The following is a 23,163-nucleotide window of genomic DNA, read 5'->3' as shown; positions in this document are numbered from 1 at the left end:
AACCCGGAAGCTAAGCCTTACAGCGCCGATGGTACTGCAGGGGGGACCCTGTGGGAGAGTAGGACGCCGCCGAACAATTCTTCCGAAAAGCCCCTTCCCATCTGGGAAGGGGCTTTTTGCGTTACCCTCTGCCAATGCAGAACCTGACCCTGACCTGGCAGTCCGCCGGCGTCGCCGCGATCGGTCTCCATGCGGGCGCCTACGCCGTGGCGAAGGGCCGGAGGCCTGCTCTGTCCGCGCTGCTGCGGGAGGCCGGCACGCTGCTGGCGCTGTTCGCGCTCTGGCAGCTGGTCGGGCACCTCTCGGTGATGAGCACGGACCATGCCCTGGACCGGGCGAGCTGGATCCACCACACCGAGCAGGTGATCGGACTACCGGACGAGGCCTCCTGGCAGAAGGCGGTCACGCCATACCCGGTGCTGGTGAGGCTGGCGAACTACTACTACGCGGCCATGCACTTCACCGTCATGCTGGGCGTGCTGCTCTGGGTGTTCCTGCGGCACCGCGAGCGCTACGCGTGGGTGCGCAACACGGTGGTGATCACGACCGCGGTCTGCCTGGTGGTGCAGTTCATCCCGGTCGCCCCGCCGCGGATGCTGCCGCAGAACGGGTTCGTCGACGTGGCGGCGCAGTACGGGCAGTCGGTGTACGGCGGTGCGGTCGGCGGTGTCGTGGTGGCCGACCAGCTGTCGGCGATGCCCTCGGTGCACGTCGCCTGGTGCGTGCTGGCGGCGGTCGCGGTGATCCGGGTGTCGCGCAGTTCGCTCCGTTGGGTGATGGTGCTGCATCCGGTGCTGACGGTGGCCGTGGTGGTGGTGACGGCCAACCACTTCTGGTCGGACGGCATCGTGGCCGTGGTGATCCTGCTCCTCGCCTACGCCGTCCAGGCCCTCGCGGCACGCCGAAGGGGCCGGGCCTCCGCCGAGGCGGAGGCCGGGCCCCGCCGCACCGCCGAGGAGCGGCTGGAACAGGTCGGCTGAACCAGGACTCAAGCGAGGGCCGGCCGCGGTCGAACCGCGGTCACGCCGGATCCGGGCCGGTCACTTCACCGGCAGGGCGATCTTCCCCCAGGCGCCGTTGCTCAGTGCGGAGGTGGCCCAGTACCAGGCGGCGAGCCCGGAGAGGGCCGCGACCCAGCCGCCGACCTTGGCCAGGCCGCCGTAGCCTCCGAAGGTGGCGATGGCGGAGAGCACCAGGGAGACCGTCAGCAGACCGTAGACGGCACGGCTGAGCAGGCCCGCGCCCCAGCCGGCCGCCGTGAGGGTGAGGGCGAGCAGGGCCCACAGCAGCAGGAAGAGTCCGGCGGCGTTCTTTCCGGCCCCGCCGGCCGCCGACCAGGTGGCCCAGAAGGCGCCGAGGCTGGTGAAGGCGGTTCCGGTGAAGCCCTCGCCGCCGCGGAGCTGCCAGAGGCCCGCGACGAAGAGGGTGACGCCGCCGAGCAGGTGGGCGAGGGGGGCCGCGCTGCCGACTCCGGTGCCGTGCAGGACGCCGGTGGAGAGCAGGCCGTAGGCGAGAAGTGTGAGGCCGAGTGCGAGGTAGCCGAGGTTACCCGCGTCGGCTCCGGTGGAGCGGGCGTTCGTTGCCCCGGTAGCGTCGTTGCTCACCGGAGGCTCCTTTCACTCTGGGCGCGCGCAGGGCGCAGTGACGCTGTGGTGTGGTGTCGGTGGGTGTGGATGCGCGCGACCGCGCCGAAGGCGCACGGCGGTGAGCGTGCGCGGGCGGCGGTCGGAAGTGATGGCCAGCGGAGAGCCGCTGGTCACGTCCCCGCCGGAGGGATTCCCCGGTGGGATCGGTCTACCCGGGCACCGCTCGCTTGTACCCTTGTGAATATAACAATTTGTGACTATGTGACTGCGCGAGTGGCCCGTCGGCCGCGGAGCATTCAGGCCCGGCATTCAGGCCCGGCGCTCAGGCCCGGCGCTGGGTGGGCACCCGCAGGGTCAGGATCGCCATGTCGTCCGAGGGCGGTTCCGGGGCGAAGCGCTCGACCGCGCGCTGCACCCTCGCCGCGACCGCTCCGGCGGTCAGGCCGGTGCAGCCGGTGAGCACCTCGGCGAGGCCGTCGTCGCCCAGCATCCGTCGGCCCTCGCGGCGTTCGGTGACCCCGTCGGTGACGCAGAGCAGGACTTCGCCCGGGGCGAGCACCAGGTGCTCGGCGGTGAGGTCGAGGTCGTCCATCACGCCGAGCAGCGGCTGCGGGGTGGCGGCACGGTCCACCTGGCCGTCGGTGCGCAGCCGCAGCGGCAGCGGGTGGCCGGCGCAGACCAGGGAGAGTTCGGTGCTGCCGTCCGGGCGGGGCGTCAGCTCGCCGTAGAGCAGGGTGAGGAAGCGGCTGCGCGAACCCTCGTCCAGGATGGCCGCGTTGAGCCTGCGCAGCACCTGCGGGGCGTCCAGGCCCTCGCGGGCGAGCAGCCGCAGCGAGTGCCGGGCCAGGCCGGTGACCGAGGCGGCCTCGGGGCCGGTGCCGCAGACGTCACCGATGGCGAAGCCGTAGGTGCCCTCGCGGATGGTGAACAGGTCGTAGAAGTCGCCGCCGACCTCGTTGCCCTCGCCGGCCGCCTGGTAGTAGACGTCCACCTCGACGCCGGGGATCTCCGGCAGGTCCGGCGGGAGCAGGCTGCGCTGGAGGGCCTGGCTGGTGGCGGTGCGCTCGGAGTAGAGGCGGGAGTTGTCCAGGGCGAGGGCGGCCCGCCGGGAGAGGTCCTCGGCGAGCTCCAGGATCTCCTGGCGGAACCGGACGCCGGCCGCGACGCCGAGCACCAGCAGGCCGATCACGCGGTTGCGGGCGGTCAGCGCGAGGACGACGGTCTCGCCGAGCAGCCCGGCCAGTCCGGGGCCGTCGGTGAGGCCGCCGGCCTCGGCGGTCTCGACGGGCGCGGTCCAGAACCGGACGCCGTGGGTGGGGCCGGCCTCCGGCGCCGGGGTCTTGTCGAGCAGGTCGCGCAACGGGTCGATGCGGTCCTCGTCCTCGTGCAGGACGAAGGCGAGCCGGGCCGGTGAGGTGTGGTCGGCGGTGGTGTAGACGGCGCACCAGGAGGCCAGGGTGGGGACGGCCATCTGGGCCATCAGCGCGAGCGTCTGCTCGTGTTCGAGGGTGCCGGCCAGCAGGTCGGAGGCCTCGACCAGGAAGGAGAGGGAGCCGCGGCGCAGCTGTTCGAGCTCGGTCAGCCGGGTGCTCTCGACGGCGAGGGCGACCCGGTCGGCGGCGAACTGGAGGCGCAGCGCGTCCTCGTTGTCGTAGCGGCCGGGCCCGGTGGCGGCGATCCCGAGCGAGCCGATCAGCCGGCCCTCGACCTTGAGTGGGACGGTGACCAGGGAGCGCATGCCGCTGTCGGAGAGCAGGGGCATGCCGGTGGGCCGGGCGGCGAGGTCCTCGTGGACGGAGGGCAGTCGGGCGGAGTCGTAGCGGTTGCCGGTCTCGACCGGGAAGCGGGCGTGCCGGCGGTGTCCCGCGGTGAGGCCGGTGGCGGCGCGGACCTCGAACTCGGCCTCGTCGTCGGTGGTGAGCAGCAGGTACGCGGCGTCGCCGTCGAGCAGGTCGCGGGCGCGTTCGACGGTGCGCTGGAGCAGCGTGTCCAGGTCGTCGGTCGCGACCGGGCCGGACAGCAGGTCGAGCCGGGGGCCGGCCGGGTCGGGGCGTTCGCCGGGCAGGGTGCGGGCGGGGGAGCGCAGCACCGCGCGGTCGGGTTCGAGGACGAGCAGACAGAGGGTCGACGGGACGCCCTCGGTGTCGCGCAGCCGGACCTGGACGCCGTACACCTCGACCTCCTGGCCGTCCTGGCGGCGGATGCCGTAGCCGCCCTCCCAGCGGGCCATCCGCAGCGTGTCGGTCAGGCCGAGGCCGCGGACGGGGGACTGCGGCCAGACCGCGAGGTCGGCCCAGGGGCGGCCGAGGACGGTGGCGGCGGGGTACTGGAAGAGCGCCTCGGCGTCCGGGTTCCAGGCAAGCACCCGGCCGTCCTCGTCGAGCTGGACGACCGCGACGTGCACCGGGCCGGGGCCGCTGGGCAGGTCGCTGCCGGGAGTGGCGGGAACGGCGTAGCGGGTGCCGAGCACGTGTGCGGGCAGCTGGAGGCGGAACCAGACGGTCTTGCGGCCGGCCGCGTACTCGACGCCCCACCGCTCGGCGAGGGCGGAGCACATCAGCAGACCGCGGCCGCCCTCGCCGTCGGGGTCGGCGTAGCGGTCGGAGGCGGTGACCGGACCGTCGCCGAGGGAGGGCAGGCCACGCTCGGGATGGTGGTCGGTGACCTCGATCCGGACGGTCTCCTCCTCGCGCAGGCAGCAGACCTCCGCGGCGGTGCCGGCGTGCACGACGGCGTTGGTGACGAGCTCGCTGACCAGCACGACCGCGTCGTCGACGACCTCGGGCAGGCCCCAGCCGAGCAGCGCCTCCCGGACGAAGCCCCGGGCGGCGGCCGCGGACCGGCCGTCGGGGGCGAAGGTGGCGGCTGCGCGTGCGGTGACCACGTTGCCACTTCTCCTCTGCTGCTCTGGCCCTGGCTGTCCGGGGTGCGGCGCCGAATCCCCGTGCGCGCCGTCGGGGTGAGCGGCGGCGCTGGGTCGGGTCGTGGCCCGGTGCAGCGCTCCACCCTACTTTCCGCTTGGTTCCCCGTGGGGACGGGGAGTCGAAACTGGCACCAGAGGGTGATTCTGCCCACCTGTTTCGGACGGTGCGGTACGAACCGAGCGCAACCGGCCGTGCACCCGGCGCCGGTGCTGTCAGACTGGGGGGTCCGCGACGGCCGGTGGGAGCAGTACGGTCGTGTGGGTGCCGGTGCGCGCTGGGCCGCCGGCACGCAGCCCAGCCGGGCCGGTGCCCGGGTGCGTGCCGCACCGGCACGGACGGTCAACCGGACAGTTCACGATGTGGGAGGGGTCCGTTGAGTTCGGCCACCAAGGACGTAACCGGAACGACGCCGCCCGTCCCGCGCGGCGGGCGCCCCGGGGCCGTGCCGCGGAACGCGGCCGGTCGGCGGGCTCCGAGCCACAACCGTGGTGCGGAGCCCGCCGAACTGCGCAAGCTGCTGTCCGCGCTGACCGCGATGCGCGACGGCAACTTCCGCCGTCGGCTCACCGTCCCGGGGGACGGGCCGCTGGCGGAGATCGCCGCGGTGTTCAACGAGGTCGCCGAGCGCAACCAGCACCTGACCGGTGAACTGGCGCGGGTGCGGCGGGCGGTGGGCCGCGAGGGCCGGCTGAACGAGCGGCTGGAGACCGGCGCGGGCGAAGGCGCCTGGATGGCGGCGGTCGACAACTGCAACGCGCTGATCGACGACCTGGCGCGCCCGATGTCCGAGGTGGGCCGGGTGCTCACCTCGATCGCCGAGGGCGACCTGGACCAGAAGATGGAGCTGCGCTCGCTGCACAGCAACGGCGTGAGCCACCCGCTGCGCGGCGAGTACCTGAAGATCGGCCGGACCGTCAACGGGCTGGTGGACCAGCTCTCCGAGTTCACCGACGAGGTGACCCGGGTGGCCCGCGAGGTCGGCACCGAGGGCAAGCTCGGCGGCCAGGCCAAGGTCCGCAGCGTGTCCGGCAGCTGGAAGGACCTGGCGGACTCGGTCAACACCATGGCGGGCCGGCTGACCGCCCAGGTCCGCAACATCGCCCAGGTGACCACGGCGGTGGCCAAGGGCGACCTGTCCCGCAAGGTCACCGTCGAGGTGGCCGGCGAGATGCTGGAGCTGAAGAACACCGTCAACACGATGGTGGACCAGCTGAACGGCTTCGCCGCCCAGGTCACCACGGTGGCCAGGGACGTGGGGACGGAGGGCCGGCTCGGCGGTCAGGCCCAGGTGCCGGGCGTGGCCGGGGTCTGGCGGGACCTGACCGACTCGGTGAACTTCATGGCCGACAACCTGACCGGCCAGGTCCGCAACATCGCCCAGGTGACCACGGCGGTGGCCCGCGGGGACCTCTCGCAGAAGATCGAGGTGGACGCGCGCGGCGAGATGCTGGAGCTGAAGAACACCATCAACACGATGGTCGACCAGCTCTCCGGCTTCGCCGAACAGGTGACCAGAGTGGCCCGTCAGGTGGGCACCGAGGGACGGCTCGGCGGGCAGGCGCAGGTGCCCTGGGCGGCCGGGGTGTGGCGGGACCTGACCGACAACGTCAACTTCATGGCGAACAACCTCACCGATCAGGTACGAAACATCGCCCAGGTGACGACCGCGGTCGCCAAGGGCGACCTGTCGCAGAAGATCCAGGTGGACGCGCGCGGGGAGATCCTGGAGCTGAAGAACACCATCAACACGATGGTGGACCAGCTGGGCGCCTTCGCGGACGAGGTCACCAGGGTCGCCCGGGACGTCGGCACCGAGGGCATCCTCGGCGGCCAGGCCAGCGTGCCCGGCGTGGCCGGCATCTGGAAGGACCTGACCAACTCCGTCAACCTGATGGCCAACAACCTGACCAGTCAGGTCCGCAACATCGCCGAGGTGACCACGGCGGTGGCGCGCGGCGACGTCTCCAAGAAGATCACCGTCGACGCCAGGGGCGAGATCCTGGAGCTGGTGACGACCGTCAACACCATGGTCGACCAGCTGTCGGCGTTCGCCGACGAGGTGACCCGGGTCGCCCGCGAGGTGGGTACCGAGGGCATCCTGGGCGGCCAGGCCAGGGTGCGCGGGGTGTCGGGCATCTGGAAGGACCTGACCGACAACGTCAACTTCATGGCGTCGAACCTGACCGGACAGGTGCGGAACATCGCGGAGGTGGCCGGTGCGGTGGCCCGCGGCGACCTCTCCAAGAAGATCTCCATCGACGCGCAGGGCGAGGTGGCGGCGCTCGCCGCGACCCTGAACACCATGGTCGACCAGCTGTCCTCGTTCGCGGTGGAGGTCACCCGGGTGGCCCGCGAGGTGGGCACCGACGGCACCCTGGGCGGTCAGGCGAGCGTGCCGGGCGTGGCCGGCATCTGGAAGGACCTGACCGACAACGTCAACCAGATGGCCAACAACCTCACCGGCCAGGTGCGGAACATCGCGCTGGTGATCACCGCGGTCGCCCGCGGCGACCTCTCGCAGAAGATCGACGTCGACGCGCGCGGCGAGATCCTCCAGCTCAAGACCAACATCAACACCATGGTCGACCAGCTCTCCGCGTTCGCCGACGAGGTCACCCGGGTCGCCCGCGAGGTGGGCACCGACGGGCGGCTCGGCGGCCAGGCCAGGGTGCCCGGGGTGGACGGCACCTGGCAGGACCTCACCGAGTCGGTGAACGAGCTGGCCAACAACCTGACCCGGCAGGTGCGCGCGATCGCCCAGGTCGCCACCGCGGTCACCAGGGGCGACCTGAGCCTGCGGATCGACGTGGACGCCGCGGGCGAGCTCGACGAGCTCAAGGACAACATCAACCAGATGATCGCCAACCTGCGCGAGACCACCCGCACCAACCAGGAGCAGGACTGGCTCAAGACCAACCTGGCCCGGATCTCCGGCCTGCTCCAGGGCCGCCGGGACCTGGAGGCGGTCGCCTCGCTGATCATGACCGAGCTGACCCCGGTGGTCTCCGCCCAGCACGGCGCCTTCTTCCTCGCCCAGCCGGCCGGCCGCACCGCAGAGCTGATCACCGAGGACGACGACGAGAACGACACCGTGCTGCGCCTGATCGGCAGCTACGGCTACCAGCGGCGGGCGATGCCGACCACCTTCCGCCCCGGCGAGTCGCTGATCGGCCAGGCCGCGGTGGAGAAGCGGGCGATCATCCTCAAGGAGGCGCCGCCCGGGTACCTGAAGATCGCCTCCGGGCTCGGCGAGGCCTCCCCGGCCCACATCGTGGTGCTGCCGGTGCTGTTCGAGGGACGGATGCTGGGCGTGATCGAGCTGGCCACCTTCAGCTCCTTCACCACCGTCGCGCTGGACTTCCTTAACCAGATCGCCGACCTGATCGGTGTCACGGTCAACACCATCAGCGTCAACACCAAGACCGAGGGCCTGCTGCTGGAATCCCAGCGGCTGACCGCCGAACTCTCGATGCGGTCCGCCGAGTTGGAGGCGCGCCAGGAGGAACTGGAGCGCACCAACGAGGAGTTGCAGGAGAAGGCCGAGCAACTCGCCCAGCAGAACCGCGACATCGAGATCAAGAACAGCGAGATCGAGGAGGCCCGGCAGGTCCTGGAGGAGCGCGCCGAGCAGCTCGCCCTGGCCTCCAGGTACAAGAGCGAGTTCCTCGCCAACATGTCGCACGAGCTGCGCACCCCGCTCAACTCGCTGCTGATCCTGGCCAAGCTGCTCTCCGACAACAACGAGGGCAACCTCTCGCCCAAGCAGGTCGAGTTCGCCGACACCATCCACGGCGCGGGCTCCGACCTGCTCCAGCTGATCAACGACATCCTCGACCTGTCCAAGGTCGAGGCCGGCAAGATGGACGTCCGCCCGGCCCGGATCGCCCTGGTCCAGCTGGTCGACTACGTGGAGGCCACCTTCCAGCCGGTCGCGCTGGACAAGAACCTGGACTTCGCCGTCCGGGTCTCGCCCGCCCTGCCGGTCACCCTGCACACCGACGAGCAGCGGCTCCAGCAGGTGCTGCGCAACCTGATCTCCAACGCGGTGAAGTTCACCGACTCCGGAGCCGTCGACTTCTCGATCCGGCGGGCCGGCGCCGAGGTCCCGCAGCACGTGCGCGAGCGGCTGCTGGAGTCCGGCTCGATCCAGGGCCCGGACGACGAGCTGATCGCCTTCTCGGTCTCCGACACCGGCATCGGCATCCCCGACAACAAGCTGCGGGAGATCTTCGAGGCGTTCAAGCAGGCCGACGGCACCACCAGCCGCAAGTACGGCGGCACCGGCCTCGGGCTGTCCATCAGCCGCGAGATCGCCCGGCTGCTCGGCGGCGAGATCCACGCCGAGAGCGAGCTGGGCAAGGGCTCCACCTTCACGCTCTACCTGCCGCTGCGCTCCGAGGCCCCTGAGGTCTTCGGCGAGCTGCGGCTGGCACCCTCCCCGAGCCTCGCGGGGCCGCGCGCCTCGGTCGGCGTGACCCCGCTGGGCCTGCCGGTGCCGGTCGGCGAGAACCCGGCCGACCACTGGGCCCAGGAGGTCAGGGAGATGGCCGAGGAGCGCCGCCGCGGCGCGGTGGAGCGCCGGCGCAGTGCCGCCCTGGAGAGCGCCGCGGGGCCGCGGGCGGTGGAGCCGGCGCAGCCCCGCCCGGCCGGCGACGCCCGGCGCTTCGACGGCCAGCAGGTGCTGATCGTGGACGACGACGTCCGCAACGTGTTCGCCCTCACCAGCGTGCTGGAGCAGCACGGCCTGACCGTCCTGTACGCCGAGAACGGCCGGGAGGGCATCGAGATGCTGGAGCAGCACGAGAGCGTGGCGCTGGTCCTGATGGACATCATGATGCCGGAGATGGACGGCTACGCGACCACGGAGGCGATCCGTCGGATGCCCCAGTTCGCCGGCCTGCCGATCATCGCGCTGACCGCCAAGGCGATGAAGGGCGACCGGGAGAAGTCGCTGGAGGCGGGCGCCACCGACCACATCACCAAGCCGGTGGAGACCGACCACCTGCTGTCCGTGATGCACGAGTGGCTGAGCGCGGACCGCGCGTGACCGCGGGGGAGGCGTGAACTCCGGATCGGGCTCCCCCGTTCACGCCTCCCGGTCGGCCGGTTTGCTGGCGGTCGGGCCCGGGAACCGGGTAGGGTCACCGATCGTTGCGAACAGTGACCGGATGGCGACGCGCTGGTGAGCGCGCGCCGGAGCACTGGCTGCGCGCCGCTCCGGATCGGGTCACGACGGAGCGATGTGCCGGACGAGGGGGTGCGGCTAGCATGACCGGGGTAGCGGTGGGCAGTACGCGGGTGCCTGCACCGGGCGGCAGGCAGGCGACAGGAGGGCGAGCCCTGATGCAGAAGGCCAAGATCCTCCTGGTCGACGACCGACCGGAGAACCTGTTGGCGCTGGAGGCGATCCTCTCCGCGCTGGACCAGACGCTGGTGCGCGCGGCCTCCGGCGAGGAGGCGCTCAAGGCGCTGCTCACCGACGACTTCGCGGTGATCCTGCTGGACGTCCAGATGCCGGGGATGGACGGCTTCGAGACCGCCGCCCACATCAAGCGCCGTGAGCGCACCAGGGACATCCCGATCATCTTCCTGACCGCGATCAACCACGGTCCGCACCACACCTTCCGCGGCTACGCGGCCGGTGCGGTGGACTACATCTCCAAGCCCTTCGACCCGTGGGTGCTGCGCGCCAAGGTCTCCGTCTTCGTCGACCTGTACGCGAAGAACTGCCAGCTGAAGGAGCAGGCCGCGCTGTTGCGGCTGCGACTGGAGGAGGGCGGCGGCGAGCAGGACCTCGGCGGGGCGCTGCTGGGCGAGCTGTCCGCGCGGCTGGCGGCGGTCGAGGAGCAGGCGGAGGCGCTCGGCAAGCAGCTGGACGGGGCCGAGGACGCCGGGGTGGCCGCCACCGCGGCGCACCTGGAGCGCAAGCTCGCCGGGCTGCGCCGGGCGCTGGACGCGATGCGCCCCGGCAGCTCCTGACCCCCCGCCACCGTTCACCCGTCCGGGTGGCCCGGTAACACGACCGGGTGAAACCCGGTCAGCGTGACGGTGTGTCTGCGACACGTCAGGTCGCCCGGGCTCGGGCACATGTGCAGTGGTCGCCCGCCCCGGTAGGCTGCTGACCCATGGCCACTCGCACGCCCGGGAACGCAGCACGTAAGCCGACTCCGGGACCGTCCAAGAAGGCCGCGGCGAAGGCCCCGGGCAAGCCGCCCGTGAAGAAGGCGGCGGCGAAGAAGGCGGCTCCCGCGAAGAGGACGGCGGCGAAGCCGGCCGCACCCCCGCCCAAACCGTCCAGGTCGCTGCTGATGGGCACGCTCAACGCCCTCGCGAGCCCGATCGCCGCGCTCTTCCGGGGCTTCGGCGACGGGGCCAAGAACCTCGACCCGGCCCACCGCAAGGACGGCCTGGGCCTGCTGCTGTTCGCGCTCGCGCTGGTGACCGCGGCCGGCACCTGGTTCAGCCCGCAGGGCTGGCTGGGCGAGGGGGCCACCGCCGTGGTGTCCGGGCTGTTCGGCCGGCTCGACGTACTGGTGCCGTTCCTGCTGGCCGCGATGGCGATCCGGCTCTGGCGCCACCCGGGGCTGCCGGAGGCCAACGGCCGGATCATGATCGGGCTGGGCGCGCTGCTGGTCGGCGTCCTCGGCCTGGTCCACATCGGCTGCGGCGCGCCCATGATGGGCGGCGGCGCCTCCCGGATAAGGGCGGCCGGCGGGATCATCGGCTGGGCCGCGTCCACCCCGATGATGGCCGCCGCCGGGCCCGCGCTCGCCGTGCCGCTGCTCCTGCTGCTGGCCTTCTTCGGCCTGCTGGTGGTCACCGCGACCCCGGTCAACCGCATCCCGGAGCGGATCCGGGCGCTCGGCATACGGCTCGGCGTGGTCGAGCCCGGGCCCGAGGACGAGCAGCGCTGGGGGCGCACGCCGGAGCACGAGCTGTCCACCGATCCGCCGGAGGACGCCGACCCCGACGCGCTGCCGTTCACCGTGGACACCGACGGTGAGGACCCGGGGGACGAGGTGGCCGCCCGCCGGCGCCGCCGCCGGCGCAAGCCGGCCGAGGACCCGGAGGACGCCGAGCGGATCTCCCTGGACAAGGAGCCGCTGGACCCGTACGCCACCCGCGACCTGGCCGCCGGCGCGGCCGCCGACCTGGACGGCGCGCTGGTCTACGGGGTGCCCGCCTCCTCCGCGGTGGCGGACATGATGCACCAGGTGCAGGACCGCACCGCCCCGCCGGAGGAGCCCGCCGTCCCGGCCGCCCGCAGCGGCGGCCCCGGCGCTCCCGAGGCGCACGGCGAGGCGCCGGTGCGGATGGAGCAGCTCCAGCTCGGCGAGGGCATCACCTACACGCTGCCCTCGCCCGACCTGCTGGACCGTGGCGGCCCGGCCAAGGCCCGCAGCGCCCTCAACGACGAGGTGGTCGCCCAGCTCACCGGCACCTTCGCCGAGTTCAAGGTGGACGCCAGGGTCACCGGCTTCACCCGGGGCCCGACGGTCACCCGCTACGAGGTCGAGCTGGGCCCGGCCGTCAAGGTGGAGCGGATCACCGCGCTCGCCAAGAACATCGCGTACGCGGTGGCCAGCCCGGACGTGCGGATCATCAGCCCGATCCCGGGCAAGTCCGCGGTCGGCATCGAGATCCCCAACCGGGACCGCGAGATGGTCAACCTCGGCGACCTGCTGCGCTCGCGCACGGCCGCCGAGGACACGCACCCGATGGTCGTCGGCATGGGCAAGGACGTCGAGGGCCACACCGTGATGGCCAACCTCGCCAAGATGCCGCACATCCTGGTGGCCGGTGCGACCGGTGCGGGCAAGTCGTCCTGCATCAACTGCCTGATCACCTCGATCCTCGCCCGGGCCACCCCGGACGAGGTGCGGATGGTGCTGGTCGACCCCAAGCGGGTCGAGCTGACCGCGTACGAGGGCATCCCGCACCTGATCACGCCGATCATCACCAACCCCAAGAAGGCCGCCGAGGCCCTCCAGTGGGTGGTGCGCGAGATGGACATGCGCTACGACGACCTCGCGGCGTTCGGCTTCCGGCACGTGGACGACTTCAACGCGGCCGTGCGGGCCGGCAAGGTCACCCCGCCGCTCGGCAGCGAGCGCGAGCTGAAGCCCTACCCGTACCTGCTGGTGATCGTCGACGAGCTGGCCGACCTGATGATGGTCGCGCCGCGCGACGTCGAGGACTCGGTGGTCCGGATCACCCAGCTGGCCCGTGCGGCCGGCATCCACCTGGTGCTCGCCACCCAGCGGCCCTCGGTGGACGTGGTCACCGGTCTGATCAAGGCCAACGTGCCGTCCCGGCTGGCCTTCGCGACCTCCGCGATGGCCGACTCCCGGGTCATCCTGGACCAGCCGGGCGCGGAGAAGCTGATCGGCAAGGGCGACGCGCTCTTCCTGCCGATGGGCGCCAGCAAGCCGATCCGCATGCAGGGCGCGTTCGTCACCGAGGCGGAGATCGCCAGGGTGGTGCAGCACTGCAAGGACCAGCTGAGCGCCGTCTACCGGGACGACGTGATGGCCGGGGCCGGGCCGAAGAAAGAGATCGACGAGGAGATCGGCGACGACCTGGACCTGCTGATCCAGGCGGCCGAGCTGGTGGTCTCCACACAGTTCGGCTCGACCTCGATGCTCCAGCGCAAGCTCAGGGTCGGCTTCGCCAAGGCGGGCCGGCTGATGGACCTGATGGAGTCACGCGGGATCGTCGGCCCGAGCGAGGGCTCCAAGGCCCGCGACGTCCTGGTGAAGCCGGACGAGCTGGACGGGGTGCTGGTGACCCTGCGGGGCTGAGGGGCGGTGTCCCGCGGGGCCGTCCGGTGCACCGCGGGGCCCGGCCCGTGTCCTGAGCGAGGTATCACTCGTTCGGAGGAGGGTAGGCGCCGGGTGGGGAACCGAACGTCCGTACGCCGCGTCACACGGCGGAAAGCGAACTCCGGGCTCCCCGCGCGGCTGCGCCGACGGCTCGTCAGCGCGGTGCCGGACCCCGGTCGGATCGGGCGCGCGCATTCGGGCCCGTTCCGCTTGAGAAACGATCCGCCCCCGCCCCTAGACTGTTCCCCAGCAGGTGGCCATCCGCTCGAAAGGCGTGCCCCGTGACCATCGGCAAGTCCTCCGACCGCGAGAACGCCCCGTCGTCCGTCGAGCCGACCGACGACGTGGTGCAGGCGGCCGATGCCCCGAGCATCGGCCGGGTGCTGTCCACCGCCCGGATCGACTCGGGGCTCACGGTGGACCAGGTGAGTACCGCCACCCGGGTGCGGGTGCCGATCGTCCACGCCATCGAGCAGGACGACTGGGCCCGCTGCGGCGGCGACTTCTACGCCCGCGGGCACATCCGTCTGATCGCCCGGGTGGTGGGCCTGGACGGCGAGGCGCTGGTCGCCCGGTACGACGCCGCGCACGGCGGCTCGCCGGCCGCGAAGCGCCCGGCGAGCCAGCTGATCGACAGCGGCCCGATCAAGGTGCCCGGCCGCAGCCGGCCGAACTGGGCGGCCGCCATGGTCGCCGCGATCGTCGCCGTGGTCGCCCTGATCGGCTTCAACCTGGTCAGCGGCAAGGGCGGGCACGGCACCACGGGATCGGCCAGCGCGCCGCTGCCCAGCGGCTCGGGGACCGGCTCGGTGGCCCCCGCCACCACGCCCGCCGTCCAGCCGCCGGCGCCCGCGCCGAGCGCGGCCGCGATCGCCGCCGTCCCGGCCGACAAGGTCACCGTGAAGCTGGTCGCCGAGGGCGGCACCAGCTGGGTCTCGGCGATGGACGGCAACGGCAAGTCGCTGTTCCAGAACAACATCGGCGACGGCCAGGACCAGACCTTCACCGACCCCAGGCAGATCAAGCTGGTGCTGGGCAACGGCGGGGCCGTGCACGCGTACGTCAACGGGAAGGACCTGGGCCTCCTCGGCAAGGACGGCCAGGTGGTGCACGTCACGTACACCCCCGGAGACCCGCAGGCGGGCTGACCACAGGGGCCGGACGGCCCGGTGATGATCAGTTGATCCGAGGCGCGCGGCCTCCGGGGCGAACGGCACCGGAGCCCGCGCGTTAATCTTGGGCCTATGCCTGAACGCCGTACTGTCGCCCTTGTCACGCTCGGATGCGCCCGCAACGAGGTGGACTCCGAGGAACTCGCCGGGCGACTGGAAGCCGACGGCTGGTCGCTCGTCGACGACGCCGCCGACGCGGACGTCGCAGTCGTCAACACCTGCGGCTTCGTCGAGGCCGCCAAGAAGGACTCCGTGGACGCCCTGCTGGAGGCCAACGACCTCAAGGGGCACGGCCGCACCCAGGCCGTCGTCGCGGTCGGCTGCATGGCAGAGCGGTACGGCAAGGAGCTCGCCGACGCGCTGCCCGAGGCGGACGGCGTGCTCGGCTTCGACGACTACGCGGACATCTCCGACCGCCTCCGGACCATCCTCTCCGGCGGCCACCACGCCCCGCACATCCCGCGCGACCGCCGCAAGCTGCTGCCGGTCAGCCCGGCCGAGCGGCAGACCGCCGCCGAGGCCGTCGCGCTGCCCGGCCACGGCGCGGAGGCCGCCGCCGAGCCGATCACCGACCTGCCCGAGGGCCTCGCCCCGGCCTCCGGGCCGCGCACCCTGCGCAAGCGGCTGGACGACAACCCGGTCGCCTCGGTCAAGCTCGCCTCCGGCTGCGACCGGCGCTGCTCCTTCTGCGCGATCCCGGCCTTCCGCGGCTCCTTCATCTCCCGCCGCCCGTCCGACGTGCTGCACGAGGCCCAGTGGCTGGCCGGGCAGGGCGTGCGCGAGATCGTCCTGGTGAGCGAGAACAACACCTCATACGGCAAGGACCTCGGCGACATCCGGCTGCTGGAGACGCTGCTCGGCGAGGTCGCCGGGATCGAGGGCGTCGAGCGGGTCCGGGTCTCCTACCTCCAGCCGGCCGAGATGCGCCCCGGCCTGATCGACTCGATGACCGGGACCACCGACGTGGTGCCCTACTTCGATCTGTCGTTCCAGCACTCGGCGCCCGCCGTGCTGCGCCGGATGCGCCGCTTCGGCTCCACCGACCAGTTCCTGGAACTGCTGGGGACCATCCGCGGCAAGGCCCCGCAGGCCGGCGCCCGGTCCAACTTCATCGTCGGCTTCCCCGGTGAGACCGAGGAGGACTTCGCCGAGCTGGAGCGCTTCGTCACGAACGCCGGGCTGGACGCGATCGGCGTCTTCGGCTACTCGGACGAGGACGGCACCGAGGCCGCGACCTACGACGGCAAGCTCGCCGAGGACGTGGTCGCCGACCGGCTGGACCGGCTGAGCCGGCTGGCCGAGGAGATGACCGCCCAGCGGGCCGAGCAGCGGATCGGCACCGAGGTCGAGGTGCTGATCGAGTCGGTCGAGGACGACGTGGTCGAGGGCCGCGCCGCCCACCAGGCCCCGGAGACCGACGGCCTGACCACCCTCGCCGGGGTCGAGGCCCCCGAGGTCGGCCAGTTCTGGCGGGCCAAGGTCGTCGCCAGCGAGGGCGTCGACCTGATCGCCGAGGCGCTGGAGCAGGTGCGGCTGCCCAGGACCGCGGGGGCCGAGGCCTCGGGAGCCGGGGAATGACCAAGGGGCCCGGCGCCACGGCCGCGGCCCACCCGGGCAGACCGGCGGCCACGGTGCCGGCCGTCCCGGGGGTGTGGAACATCGCCAACGTGCTCACCATGGTCCGGGTGCTGCTGGTGCCCGTCTTCGTGGCGCTGCTGTTCGCCGACGGCGGGCACGACCCCAAGTGGCGCTCGGTCGCCTGGGCGTCGTTCGCGATCGCGATGATCACCGACCTGTTCGACGGTGAGCTGGCCCGGCGCAAGGGCCTGGTCACCGACTTCGGGAAGATCGCCGACCCGATCGCCGACAAGGCGATCATGGGCGCGGCGCTGATCGGCCTCTCGCTGCTCGGCGACCTGCCCTGGTGGGTCACCGCGGTGATCCTGGCCCGCGAGCTGGGCATCACGCTGATGCGGTTCTGGGTGATCCGCTACGGGGTCATCCCGGCCAGCCGCGGTGGCAAGCTCAAGACGCTGACCCAGGGCACCGCGGTCGGCATGTACGTACTGGAGCTGACCGGCTGGCTGGCCACCGGGCGGGCCGTGCTGATGGCGCTGGCGGTGCTGCTGACCGTCGGCACCGCGCTGGACTACATCGGACAGGCGCTGCGACTGCGCCGCGAAGGACAGGCCGCGGCGCAGTCGGGCCGCTGAGCGACGGGGGGAACCGGGTGGCGGAGCGGGAGTACGGGCTGGCCGAGCGGGCGCACGCCGCGCTGCGGGCCGAGGGCGGCACGCTTGCCGTCGCCGAGTCGCTGACCGGGGGCCTGCTGGCCGCCGCTCTGGTGGACGTCCCGGGGGCGTCCACGACCTTCCGGGGTTCGGTCACCGCGTACGCGACCGAGCTGAAGGCCTCGGTACTCGGGGTGGACGAGGGCCTGCTGGACGTGTACGGGCCGGTCCACCCGGTGGTGGCGCGGCAGATGGCCGAGGGTGTGCGCCGCCTGCTCGGGGCCACGTACGGGCTCGCGACGACCGGGGTGGCCGGGCCGGAGCCGCAGGACGGGCAGCCGGTGGGCACCGTACACCTGGCCGTCGCCGGCCCGGGGGGAACTCTGGTCAGTTCTCCCCTGCTGTCCGGCGGGCGTGCCACAATCCGTCACGGGGCGGTGACAGCCGCGCTGGAGCTGCTTCTCGGCCGGCTCGCAGGATAGGGCCCGCAGCGGGAACTCCACCGAACCGGATCTGCCGATCAGGGGCGCGGGCATGGGACAGCTGGAGGATCGTGTTACATCCAACACCCTGGTTGGGCAGAAACCAGGTGGCGAACGAGTTGCGTGACGGTGGCCGGGTGGGCCGCATCGGGTACCACGACGGGCCCGCGAACCCGGGTGCGACACCGGAACCAGGAGGGGGACGGCCTTGCAGCCCACAGTGAACACGACCAGGGTCCCCGCACGCGAAGCGGGCAAGGCGGTACGGTGGGGTCGTGACATCTCGATCCGCAGTCCGAGGAGGGAGGCACCGATGATCCTGCTCCGTCGCCTACTGGGCGATGTACTGCGTCGGCAGCGCCAGCGCCAGGGCCGCACACTCCGCGAGGTGTCGGCGGCCGCGAGGGTTTCGCTCGGATACCTCTCCGAGGTCGAGCGGGGACAGAAGGAGGCCTCCTCGGAGCTGCTCTCCGCCATCTGCGACGCACTCGACGTCCGGATGTCCGAGGTCATGCGCGAGGTCAGCGACGAACTGTCGCTCGCCGAACTTGCGGCGATGGCCACCCTCTCCGAAGGTGATCTGCTGAGGCCGGTACTCGAACCGGTTCCGCTGCCCGCCCCCGGCGCCGACCGGGCGAACATGTCGCCCAAGGCCGCCGCGATGGACGTGGTCGCCGCCTGATCCCGGCCTCGACTCCCGGGCGCCCCTGCCCGGGGCGAGCGAAGGGAGGGCGGTCGTGCGGACAGACGTACGGACGCGCCCGACGGCCCGAATACGGGCCCGGGCGCGGTTGATCCTTCAGGTGCGGCGCCCGGTGCGGTGGATCCTGGCGGCCTCGGTGGCCGGGACCGCCTGGTGGCTCCTGGTGATCCGGGGACAGCTGGCCGACGGAGCGGCGCTCGGGCTGCTCGCGGCCGGCGGCTGGGGACTCGGTCTCATTCCGGTCCACGCCGACCGGAACGCGACCGGACCGGCCCGGCGCCGCGACGCGGAGCCGGCGGGACCGGTGGAGGCGCAGCCGCCGCCGATCGGGTGATTCGACGTGGCCGGAGGCCGCGGGGTCGACGACCCCGCGGCCTCCGGCGCTTCCCGTTCCTGTTCGCTCCTCGTGCCCCCGGCCGGGACCGCGCCGGTCAGGGGCGCAGCCGCAGACCGCGCGGGGTGGCGTGGAAGCCGGCCTCCTCCAGGGCCCGGCCGAGGTCCGAGCCGAGGGCGGGCACGCCGTTGGCCCGCTCCACCGTGACGCTGCCGAGCGCGCCCTCGCGGACGGCGGCCGCGAGCGCCCCGGCGGCCAGCGCCCGGGTGGCCTCGTCCTCGGGCCAGGCCAGCAGCGACTTGCCGCCGCGCTCGACGTACAGCACCAGCTCGCCGTCCACCAGGACCACCAGGGCACCCGCCTTGCGGCCGGGACGGTGGGCCGTGGACTCCTTGCCGCCGGGGGCGGTGGGCGGTTCCGGCCAGGGCAGCGCGGCGCCGTAGGCGTTGGCCGGGTCGGCGGCGGCCAGCACCAGCGTCTGCGGCGGCTCACCGGCCGTGGCGGCCGGCCACTCGGCGGCCCTGGCCCGCTCCAGCCGGCCGTTGACCGAGCGCAGCCGGTCGGCCGCGCCCTCCATGGCGAACTGGGCACCGCCCAGGCCTTCGACGAAGTAGCCCCGGCGGGCCCGGCCGCGCTCCTCCATCGCGGCGAGCACCCGGTACACCCCGGCGAAGCCGCCGGGCACCCGTTCGGCCGCCACCGTGCCCCGGGTGAGCAGGCCGTGCCGGTCGAGCAGGCCCTGGGCCCGGGCGGTGGCCCGGACCGTCGGGTCGGCGGCGAAGGCGGGCAGCAGCGACCAGCGCCCGGCCACCGTCGGCGGGCCGCTGCGCAGGGTGCCGCCGGCCCGGCCGAAGGCCCGTCCGGCGCCGCCGTAGCGGCCGCGCGGGGTGGACCGGGGCGCGCGGTGGGCGGTGGCGCCCGCCGTCCGGCCGGAGCCGAGCAGGGCGCGCAGCGGCGCGAGGGTGTCGTTGGTGACGTAGCCGGCCCAGAGCAGGTCCCAGAGCGCCTCGACGACCTCGGGCTCGGCGGTCTCCTCCGGGAGCTGCTGGACGAGTTGGCGGAAGAACAGGCCGTAGCCGCCGGCCAGCGCCCGCAGCAGGGCGCTGTGCACCGGGGTGAGCGCGGGCGGGACGGGCTCGGGGCGCAGCAGGTGGGCGTTCTCGGCGAGGTGCAGGCTGAGCCAGCCGTCCTTGCCGGGCAGTGCGCCGGCCCCGCACCAGCCGATCTCGCCGGCCGCCGTCAGCTCGTCCAGCAGGCCGGGGGAGTAGTCGGCGAGCCGGGCCGGGAGGATCAGCTTCTCCAGCGCGGAGGCGGGCAGGGCGGTGCCCTGGAGCTGTTCGACCACCCGGAGCAGGCCGTCCGGGCCGCGCAGCCGGTGGCCGGCCAGGTGCTGCCACTGCGGCAGGAAGGCGGCCAGGGCGCGGGGCGGGACCGGCTCGACCTCCTGGCGCAGGGCGGCCAGCGAGCGGCGGCGCAGCCGGCGCAGCACCTCGGCGTCGCACCACTCCGGGGCGGTGTGGTTCTCGGCGGGCCTGAACTGGCCCTGGACCAGGCGGCCGGCCGCGGTGAGCCGGTGCAGGGTGCCGGTGACGACGGCGGTGCCGAGGCCGAAGCGGGCGGCGGCCTCGGCGGCGGTGAACGGGCCGTGGGTACGGGCGTGGCGGGCGATCAGGTCGCCCAGCGGGTCCTTGACCGGCTCGGTGAAGGCCTCGGGGACGCCGACCGGCAGCGGGGTGCCGAGTGCGTCGCGCAGCCGTCCGGCGTCCTCGATCGCGGCCCAGCGCCGCTCGCCGGCGATCCGGACCTGGATCACCCGGCGGGCGGCCTCCAGCTCCAGGTCCCAGAGCGGATCGGCGCCGCGGAGGGTCAACTCGGCTTCGGTGAGCGGGCCGAGCAGGCGCAGGGCGTCGGCGACGCCCTCCGCGTCCCTGATCCGGCGCTCAGGGGTGAGGCGCTGGAGCTCGGCCTCCAGCTCGGCGAGCACCTGCGGGTCGAGCAGCTCGGACAGCTCGGCCTGGCCGAGGAGTTCGGACAGCAGCCGGGAGTCGAGCGAGAGGGCGGCGGCGCGGCGCTCGGCGAGCGGGGAGTCGCCCTCGTAGAGGAACTGGGCGACGTAGCCGAACAGCAGGGAGCGGGCGAAGGGCGAGGGCTCGGTGGTGGTGACCTCGACCAGCCGGACGGCGCGGGACTCCAGATCGCCCATCAGCTCGACCAGGCCGGGGACGTCGAAGACGTCCTGGAGGCACTCTCGGACGGCTTCCAGGACGATCGGGAACGAGCCGTACTCGGAAGCCACTTCGAGCAGTTGGGAGGCCCGCTGGCGCTGCTGCCACAGCGGGGTGCGGCGGCCTGGGCTGCGGCGGGGGAGCAGCAGGGCGCGGCCGGCGCACTCGCGGAAGCGGGAGGCGAACAGGGCGGATCCGCCGACCTGGTCGGTGACCAGCTGTTCGATCTCGCCGGGGTCGAACAGGGCGGCGTCGGCGCCGACCGGGGCCTCGTCCGGGCTCGACTGCTGGGAGGGGGCGCCGAAGTCGAAGTCGGGGGCCAGCAGGTCGGCGTCGGGCAGACGGAGCACGATGCCGTCGTCGGCGTGCATGACCTGCGGGTCCAGGCCGTGCTTCTCGCGCAGCCGGGCACCGAGGGCGAGCGCCCAGGGGGCGTGCACCTGGGCGCCGAAGGGGGAGTGGATGACGATCCGCCAGTCGCCGAGCTCGTCCCGGAAGCGCTCGACCACGATGGTGCGGTCGTCCGGGAGGTGGCCGCAGGCGGTGCGCTGCTCGGCCAGGTAGTCGAGCAGGTTGGCGGCGGCCCAGTCGTCCAGGCCGGCCTGCCTGAGCCGCTCGGTGGCGGCCTCGGGCCGCATGCCGCCCAGCTCGCGGGTGAACGCGCCGAGGGCGCGGCCGAGTTCGAGCGGCCGGCCGAGGCTGTCGCCCTTCCAGAACGGGAGCCGGCCGGGGATGCCGGGGGCGGGGGTGACCAGCACCTTGTCGTGGGTGATCTCCTCGATCCGCCAGGAGCTGGTGCCGAGGGTGAAGACGTCGCCGACGCGGGACTCGTAGACCATCTCCTCGTCCAGCTCGCCCACGCGTCGCCCGCCGCCACCCTTCCTGGGAGGCGCCGCGCGCTGCCCCTCCTGCCGGCCGCCGGCCTCCTCGGGGGCCGTACCGGCGATGAAGACGCCGAACAGGCCGCGGTCGGGGATGGTGCCGCCGGAGGTGACGGCCAGGCGCTGGGCGCCGGGGCGGCCGGTCACCGTACCGGCCACCCGGTCCCACACCACGCGGGGGCGCAACTCGGCGAAGGCGTCCGAGGGGTAGCGGCCGGCCAGCATGTCGAGCACGGCGTCGAAGGCGGACTGGGGGAGGGTGGCGAAGGGTGCGGCGCGGCGGACCACGGCGAGCAGCTCGTCCACCGGCCACTCGTCCAGGGCCGTCATCGCGACCAGCTGCTGGGCGAGCACGTCCAGCGGGTTGCGCGGGATGCGCAGCGCCTCGATCCGGCCGGCCCGCATCCGCTCGGTGACCACGGCGGACTGCACCAGGTCGCCGCGGTACTTGGGGAAGAAGACGCCGGTGGAGACCGCGCCGACCTGGTGCCCGGCCCGGCCGACCCGTTGCAGGCCGGAGGCGACCGAGGGCGGGGACTCGACCTGGACGACCAGCTCGACGGCGCCCATGTCGATGCCCAGCTCCAGGCTGGAGGTGGCGACCACGGCGGGCAGCCGGCCGGCCTTCAACTCCTCCTCGACGAGCGACCGCTGCTCCTTGGAGACGGAGCCGTGGTGGGCCCGGGCGATGACCGGTGGCGCGCCCTTGGCCGCGCCGGAGCCGCCCATCAGCTGGGCCGGGGCGTGTGCTTCGGGGACGGCGGTGCCGGTGGCGCGCTCGTGGGCGATCTCGTTCAGGCGGTTGCACAGCCGCTCGGCCAGCCGGCGGGAGTTGGCGAAGACGATGGTCGAGCGGTGCGCCTCGACCAGGTCGACGATGCGCCCCTCGACGTGCGGCCAGATGGAGGACTGCTTCTGCGGGTCGCTGCCGGCGGCGCCGCCGGTGGCCGGGGCGGCGGGCACATCGTCCAGGTCGGGGACCGGGACCACCACCGAGAGGTCGAAGTCCTTGGCGGCGGTGGGCTGGACCACGGTGGCGCCGCGCCGGGGGCTCAGGAACCGGGCCACCTCCTCGACCGGACGGACCGTCGCGGACAGGCCGATCCGCCGGGCCGGGCGGTCCAGCAACTCGTCCAGCCGCTCCAGGCTGAGGGCGAGGTGGGCGCCGCGCTTGGTGCCTGCGACGGCGTGCACCTCGTCCAGGATCACCGTGTCCACGCCGCGGAGCGCCTCCCTGGAGGCGGAGGTGAGCAGCAGGAACAGCGACTCGGGGGTGGTGATCAGGATGTCCGGCGGGTGGGTCGCGAAGCGGCGGCGGTCGGCGGCCGGGGTGTCGCCGGAGCGGATCGCGACCTGCACCTCGGGTTCGGGCAGGCCGAGCCGGACGGCGGCCTGGCGCAGGCCGGTCAGCGGGGCGCGCAGGTTCCGTTCGACGTCCACCGCGAGGGCCTTGAGCGGTGAGACGTAGAGGACCCGGCAGCGGCGCTTGGTCTCCGCCGGGGGCGGGGTGCTGCTGAGACGGTCGAGGGCGGAGAGGAAGGCGGCCAGGGTCTTGCCGGAGCCGGTGGGGGCGACCACCAGGACGTCCGTGTCCCGCCGGATGGCCTGCCAGGCCTCGGCCTGGGCGGCGGTGGGGGCGGAGAAGGCGCCGGCGAACCAGGCCCGGGTGGCCGGGGCGAAGCCGGCCAGGGGGTCGGGGGCGGGCTGGGTCGGGTGCTGGGGCGCCATGCCCCCATGGTGCCGGGTGGGACTGACAAGCGGGGGTGCGGCGGGGGTGGGGGTGCAAGCCAAAGGGCAGGAGTG

The 23,163-nt window shown here is 73.3% G+C and carries 13 protein-coding genes and 1 rRNA gene; 11 read left to right on the top strand and 3 right to left on the bottom strand.

All coding sequences use genetic code 11. From position 1 onward, the window contains the following. Together rrf and ACZ7C5_RS32685 are read left to right on the top strand one after the other, a co-directional pair. A 5S ribosomal RNA gene (rrf, locus tag ACZ7C5_RS32690) occupies positions 1–75 on the top strand; the annotation flags it as partial. A 59-nt stretch (positions 76–134) separates the two neighbouring features. Next, positions 135–980: a phosphatase PAP2 family protein gene (locus tag ACZ7C5_RS32685; protein WP_470324064.1), complete on the top strand. Its 846-nt coding sequence runs from the start codon at positions 135–137 to the stop codon at positions 978–980. A 60-nt stretch (positions 981–1,040) separates the two neighbouring features. Here the strand turns inward: ACZ7C5_RS32685 and ACZ7C5_RS32680 are convergent, their stop codons facing one another. Further along, positions 1,041–1,604 carry a GPR1/FUN34/YaaH family transporter gene (locus ACZ7C5_RS32680; protein WP_401092741.1) on the bottom strand — a complete coding sequence of 188 codons (564 nt, stop codon included), beginning with the start codon at positions 1,602–1,604 and terminating at the stop codon, positions 1,041–1,043. A 304-nt stretch (positions 1,605–1,908) separates the two neighbouring features. Beyond that, a complete protein-coding gene (locus ACZ7C5_RS32675; protein WP_470324063.1) occupies positions 1,909–4,470 on the bottom strand; it encodes a SpoIIE family protein phosphatase in 2,562 nt (853 codons plus the stop codon). A 575-nt stretch (positions 4,471–5,045) separates the two neighbouring features. Here ACZ7C5_RS32675 and ACZ7C5_RS32670 point away from each other — a divergent pair. The 9 genes from ACZ7C5_RS32670 to ACZ7C5_RS32630 all read left to right on the top strand — a co-directional run bounded on the left by ACZ7C5_RS32670 (position 5,046) and on the right by ACZ7C5_RS32630 (position 18,254). Then, positions 5,046–9,557 carry a HAMP domain-containing protein gene (locus ACZ7C5_RS32670; RefSeq protein WP_401092746.1) on the top strand — a complete coding sequence of 1,504 codons (4,512 nt, stop codon included), beginning with the start codon at positions 5,046–5,048 and terminating at the stop codon, positions 9,555–9,557. A 293-nt stretch (positions 9,558–9,850) separates the two neighbouring features. Further along, on the top strand, positions 9,851–10,489 hold the full coding sequence (locus tag ACZ7C5_RS32665) for a response regulator (protein WP_401092744.1): 639 nt from the start codon (positions 9,851–9,853) through the stop codon (positions 10,487–10,489). 146 nt (positions 10,490–10,635) lie between these two features. Next, complete coding sequence (locus ACZ7C5_RS32660) at positions 10,636–13,311, top strand: DNA translocase FtsK (RefSeq protein WP_401092737.1); 2,676 nt, start codon at positions 10,636–10,638, stop codon at positions 13,309–13,311. Positions 13,312–13,613: 302 nt separating this feature from the next. Next, a complete protein-coding gene (locus tag ACZ7C5_RS32655) occupies positions 13,614–14,480 on the top strand; it encodes a helix-turn-helix domain-containing protein (protein WP_401092735.1) in 867 nt (288 codons plus the stop codon). Positions 14,481–14,576: 96 nt separating this feature from the next. Then, the gene (rimO, locus tag ACZ7C5_RS32650; RefSeq protein WP_470324062.1) at positions 14,577–16,082 is read left to right on the top strand and encodes a 30S ribosomal protein S12 methylthiotransferase RimO; all 1,506 of its coding nucleotides are present in this window, start codon (positions 14,577–14,579) and stop codon (positions 16,080–16,082) included. After that, entirely contained in the window at positions 16,079–16,717 is a 639-nt protein-coding gene (gene pgsA, locus ACZ7C5_RS32645; RefSeq protein ID WP_188299750.1) for a CDP-diacylglycerol--glycerol-3-phosphate 3-phosphatidyltransferase, read from the top strand. Before rimO ends, pgsA begins: the two co-directional genes overlap by 4 nt. Before the next feature lie 17 nt (positions 16,718–16,734). Next, positions 16,735–17,217, top strand: a complete 483-nt coding sequence (locus ACZ7C5_RS32640; RefSeq protein WP_401092731.1) for a CinA family protein — start codon at positions 16,735–16,737, stop codon at positions 17,215–17,217. A 313-nt stretch (positions 17,218–17,530) separates the two neighbouring features. Next, positions 17,531–17,899 (top strand): helix-turn-helix domain-containing protein, encoded by a 369-nt coding sequence (locus ACZ7C5_RS32635; RefSeq protein WP_030290911.1) that lies wholly within the window; start codon positions 17,531–17,533, stop codon positions 17,897–17,899. 133 nt (positions 17,900–18,032) lie between these two features. After that, a complete protein-coding gene (locus tag ACZ7C5_RS32630; RefSeq protein ID WP_401092729.1) occupies positions 18,033–18,254 on the top strand; it encodes a hypothetical protein in 222 nt (73 codons plus the stop codon). A gap of 97 nt (positions 18,255–18,351) precedes the next feature. Here the strand turns inward: ACZ7C5_RS32630 and ACZ7C5_RS32625 are convergent, their stop codons facing one another. Beyond that, complete coding sequence (locus tag ACZ7C5_RS32625) at positions 18,352–23,088, bottom strand: ATP-dependent helicase (RefSeq protein ID WP_470324061.1); 4,737 nt, start codon at positions 23,086–23,088, stop codon at positions 18,352–18,354. Positions 23,089–23,163: the final 75 nt, after the last annotated feature.

This window comes from Kitasatospora sp. NPDC036993 (assembly GCF_055607525.1).
The sequence above is the reverse complement of the archived record's forward strand: the minus strand, read 5'-3'. Positions and strand labels throughout refer to the sequence as shown.

Coding starts and splice junctions, on each gene's coding strand:
- ACZ7C5_RS32685 (WP_470324064.1), top strand. CDS start 135: ATGCAGAACCTGACCCTGACCTGGCAGTCCGCCGGCGTCGCCGCGATC.
- ACZ7C5_RS32670 (WP_401092746.1), top strand. CDS start 5,046: ATGCGCGACGGCAACTTCCGCCGTCGGCTCACCGTCCCGGGGGACGGG.
- ACZ7C5_RS32660 (WP_401092737.1), top strand. CDS start 10,636: ATGGCCACTCGCACGCCCGGGAACGCAGCACGTAAGCCGACTCCGGGA.
- rimO (WP_470324062.1), top strand. CDS start 14,577: ATGCCTGAACGCCGTACTGTCGCCCTTGTCACGCTCGGATGCGCCCGC.
- pgsA (WP_188299750.1), top strand. CDS start 16,079: ATGACCAAGGGGCCCGGCGCCACGGCCGCGGCCCACCCGGGCAGACCG.
- ACZ7C5_RS32635 (WP_030290911.1), top strand. CDS start 17,531: ATGATCCTGCTCCGTCGCCTACTGGGCGATGTACTGCGTCGGCAGCGC.
- ACZ7C5_RS32625 (WP_470324061.1), bottom strand. CDS start 23,088: ATGGCGCCCCAGCACCCGACCCAGCCCGCCCCCGACCCCCTGGCCGGC.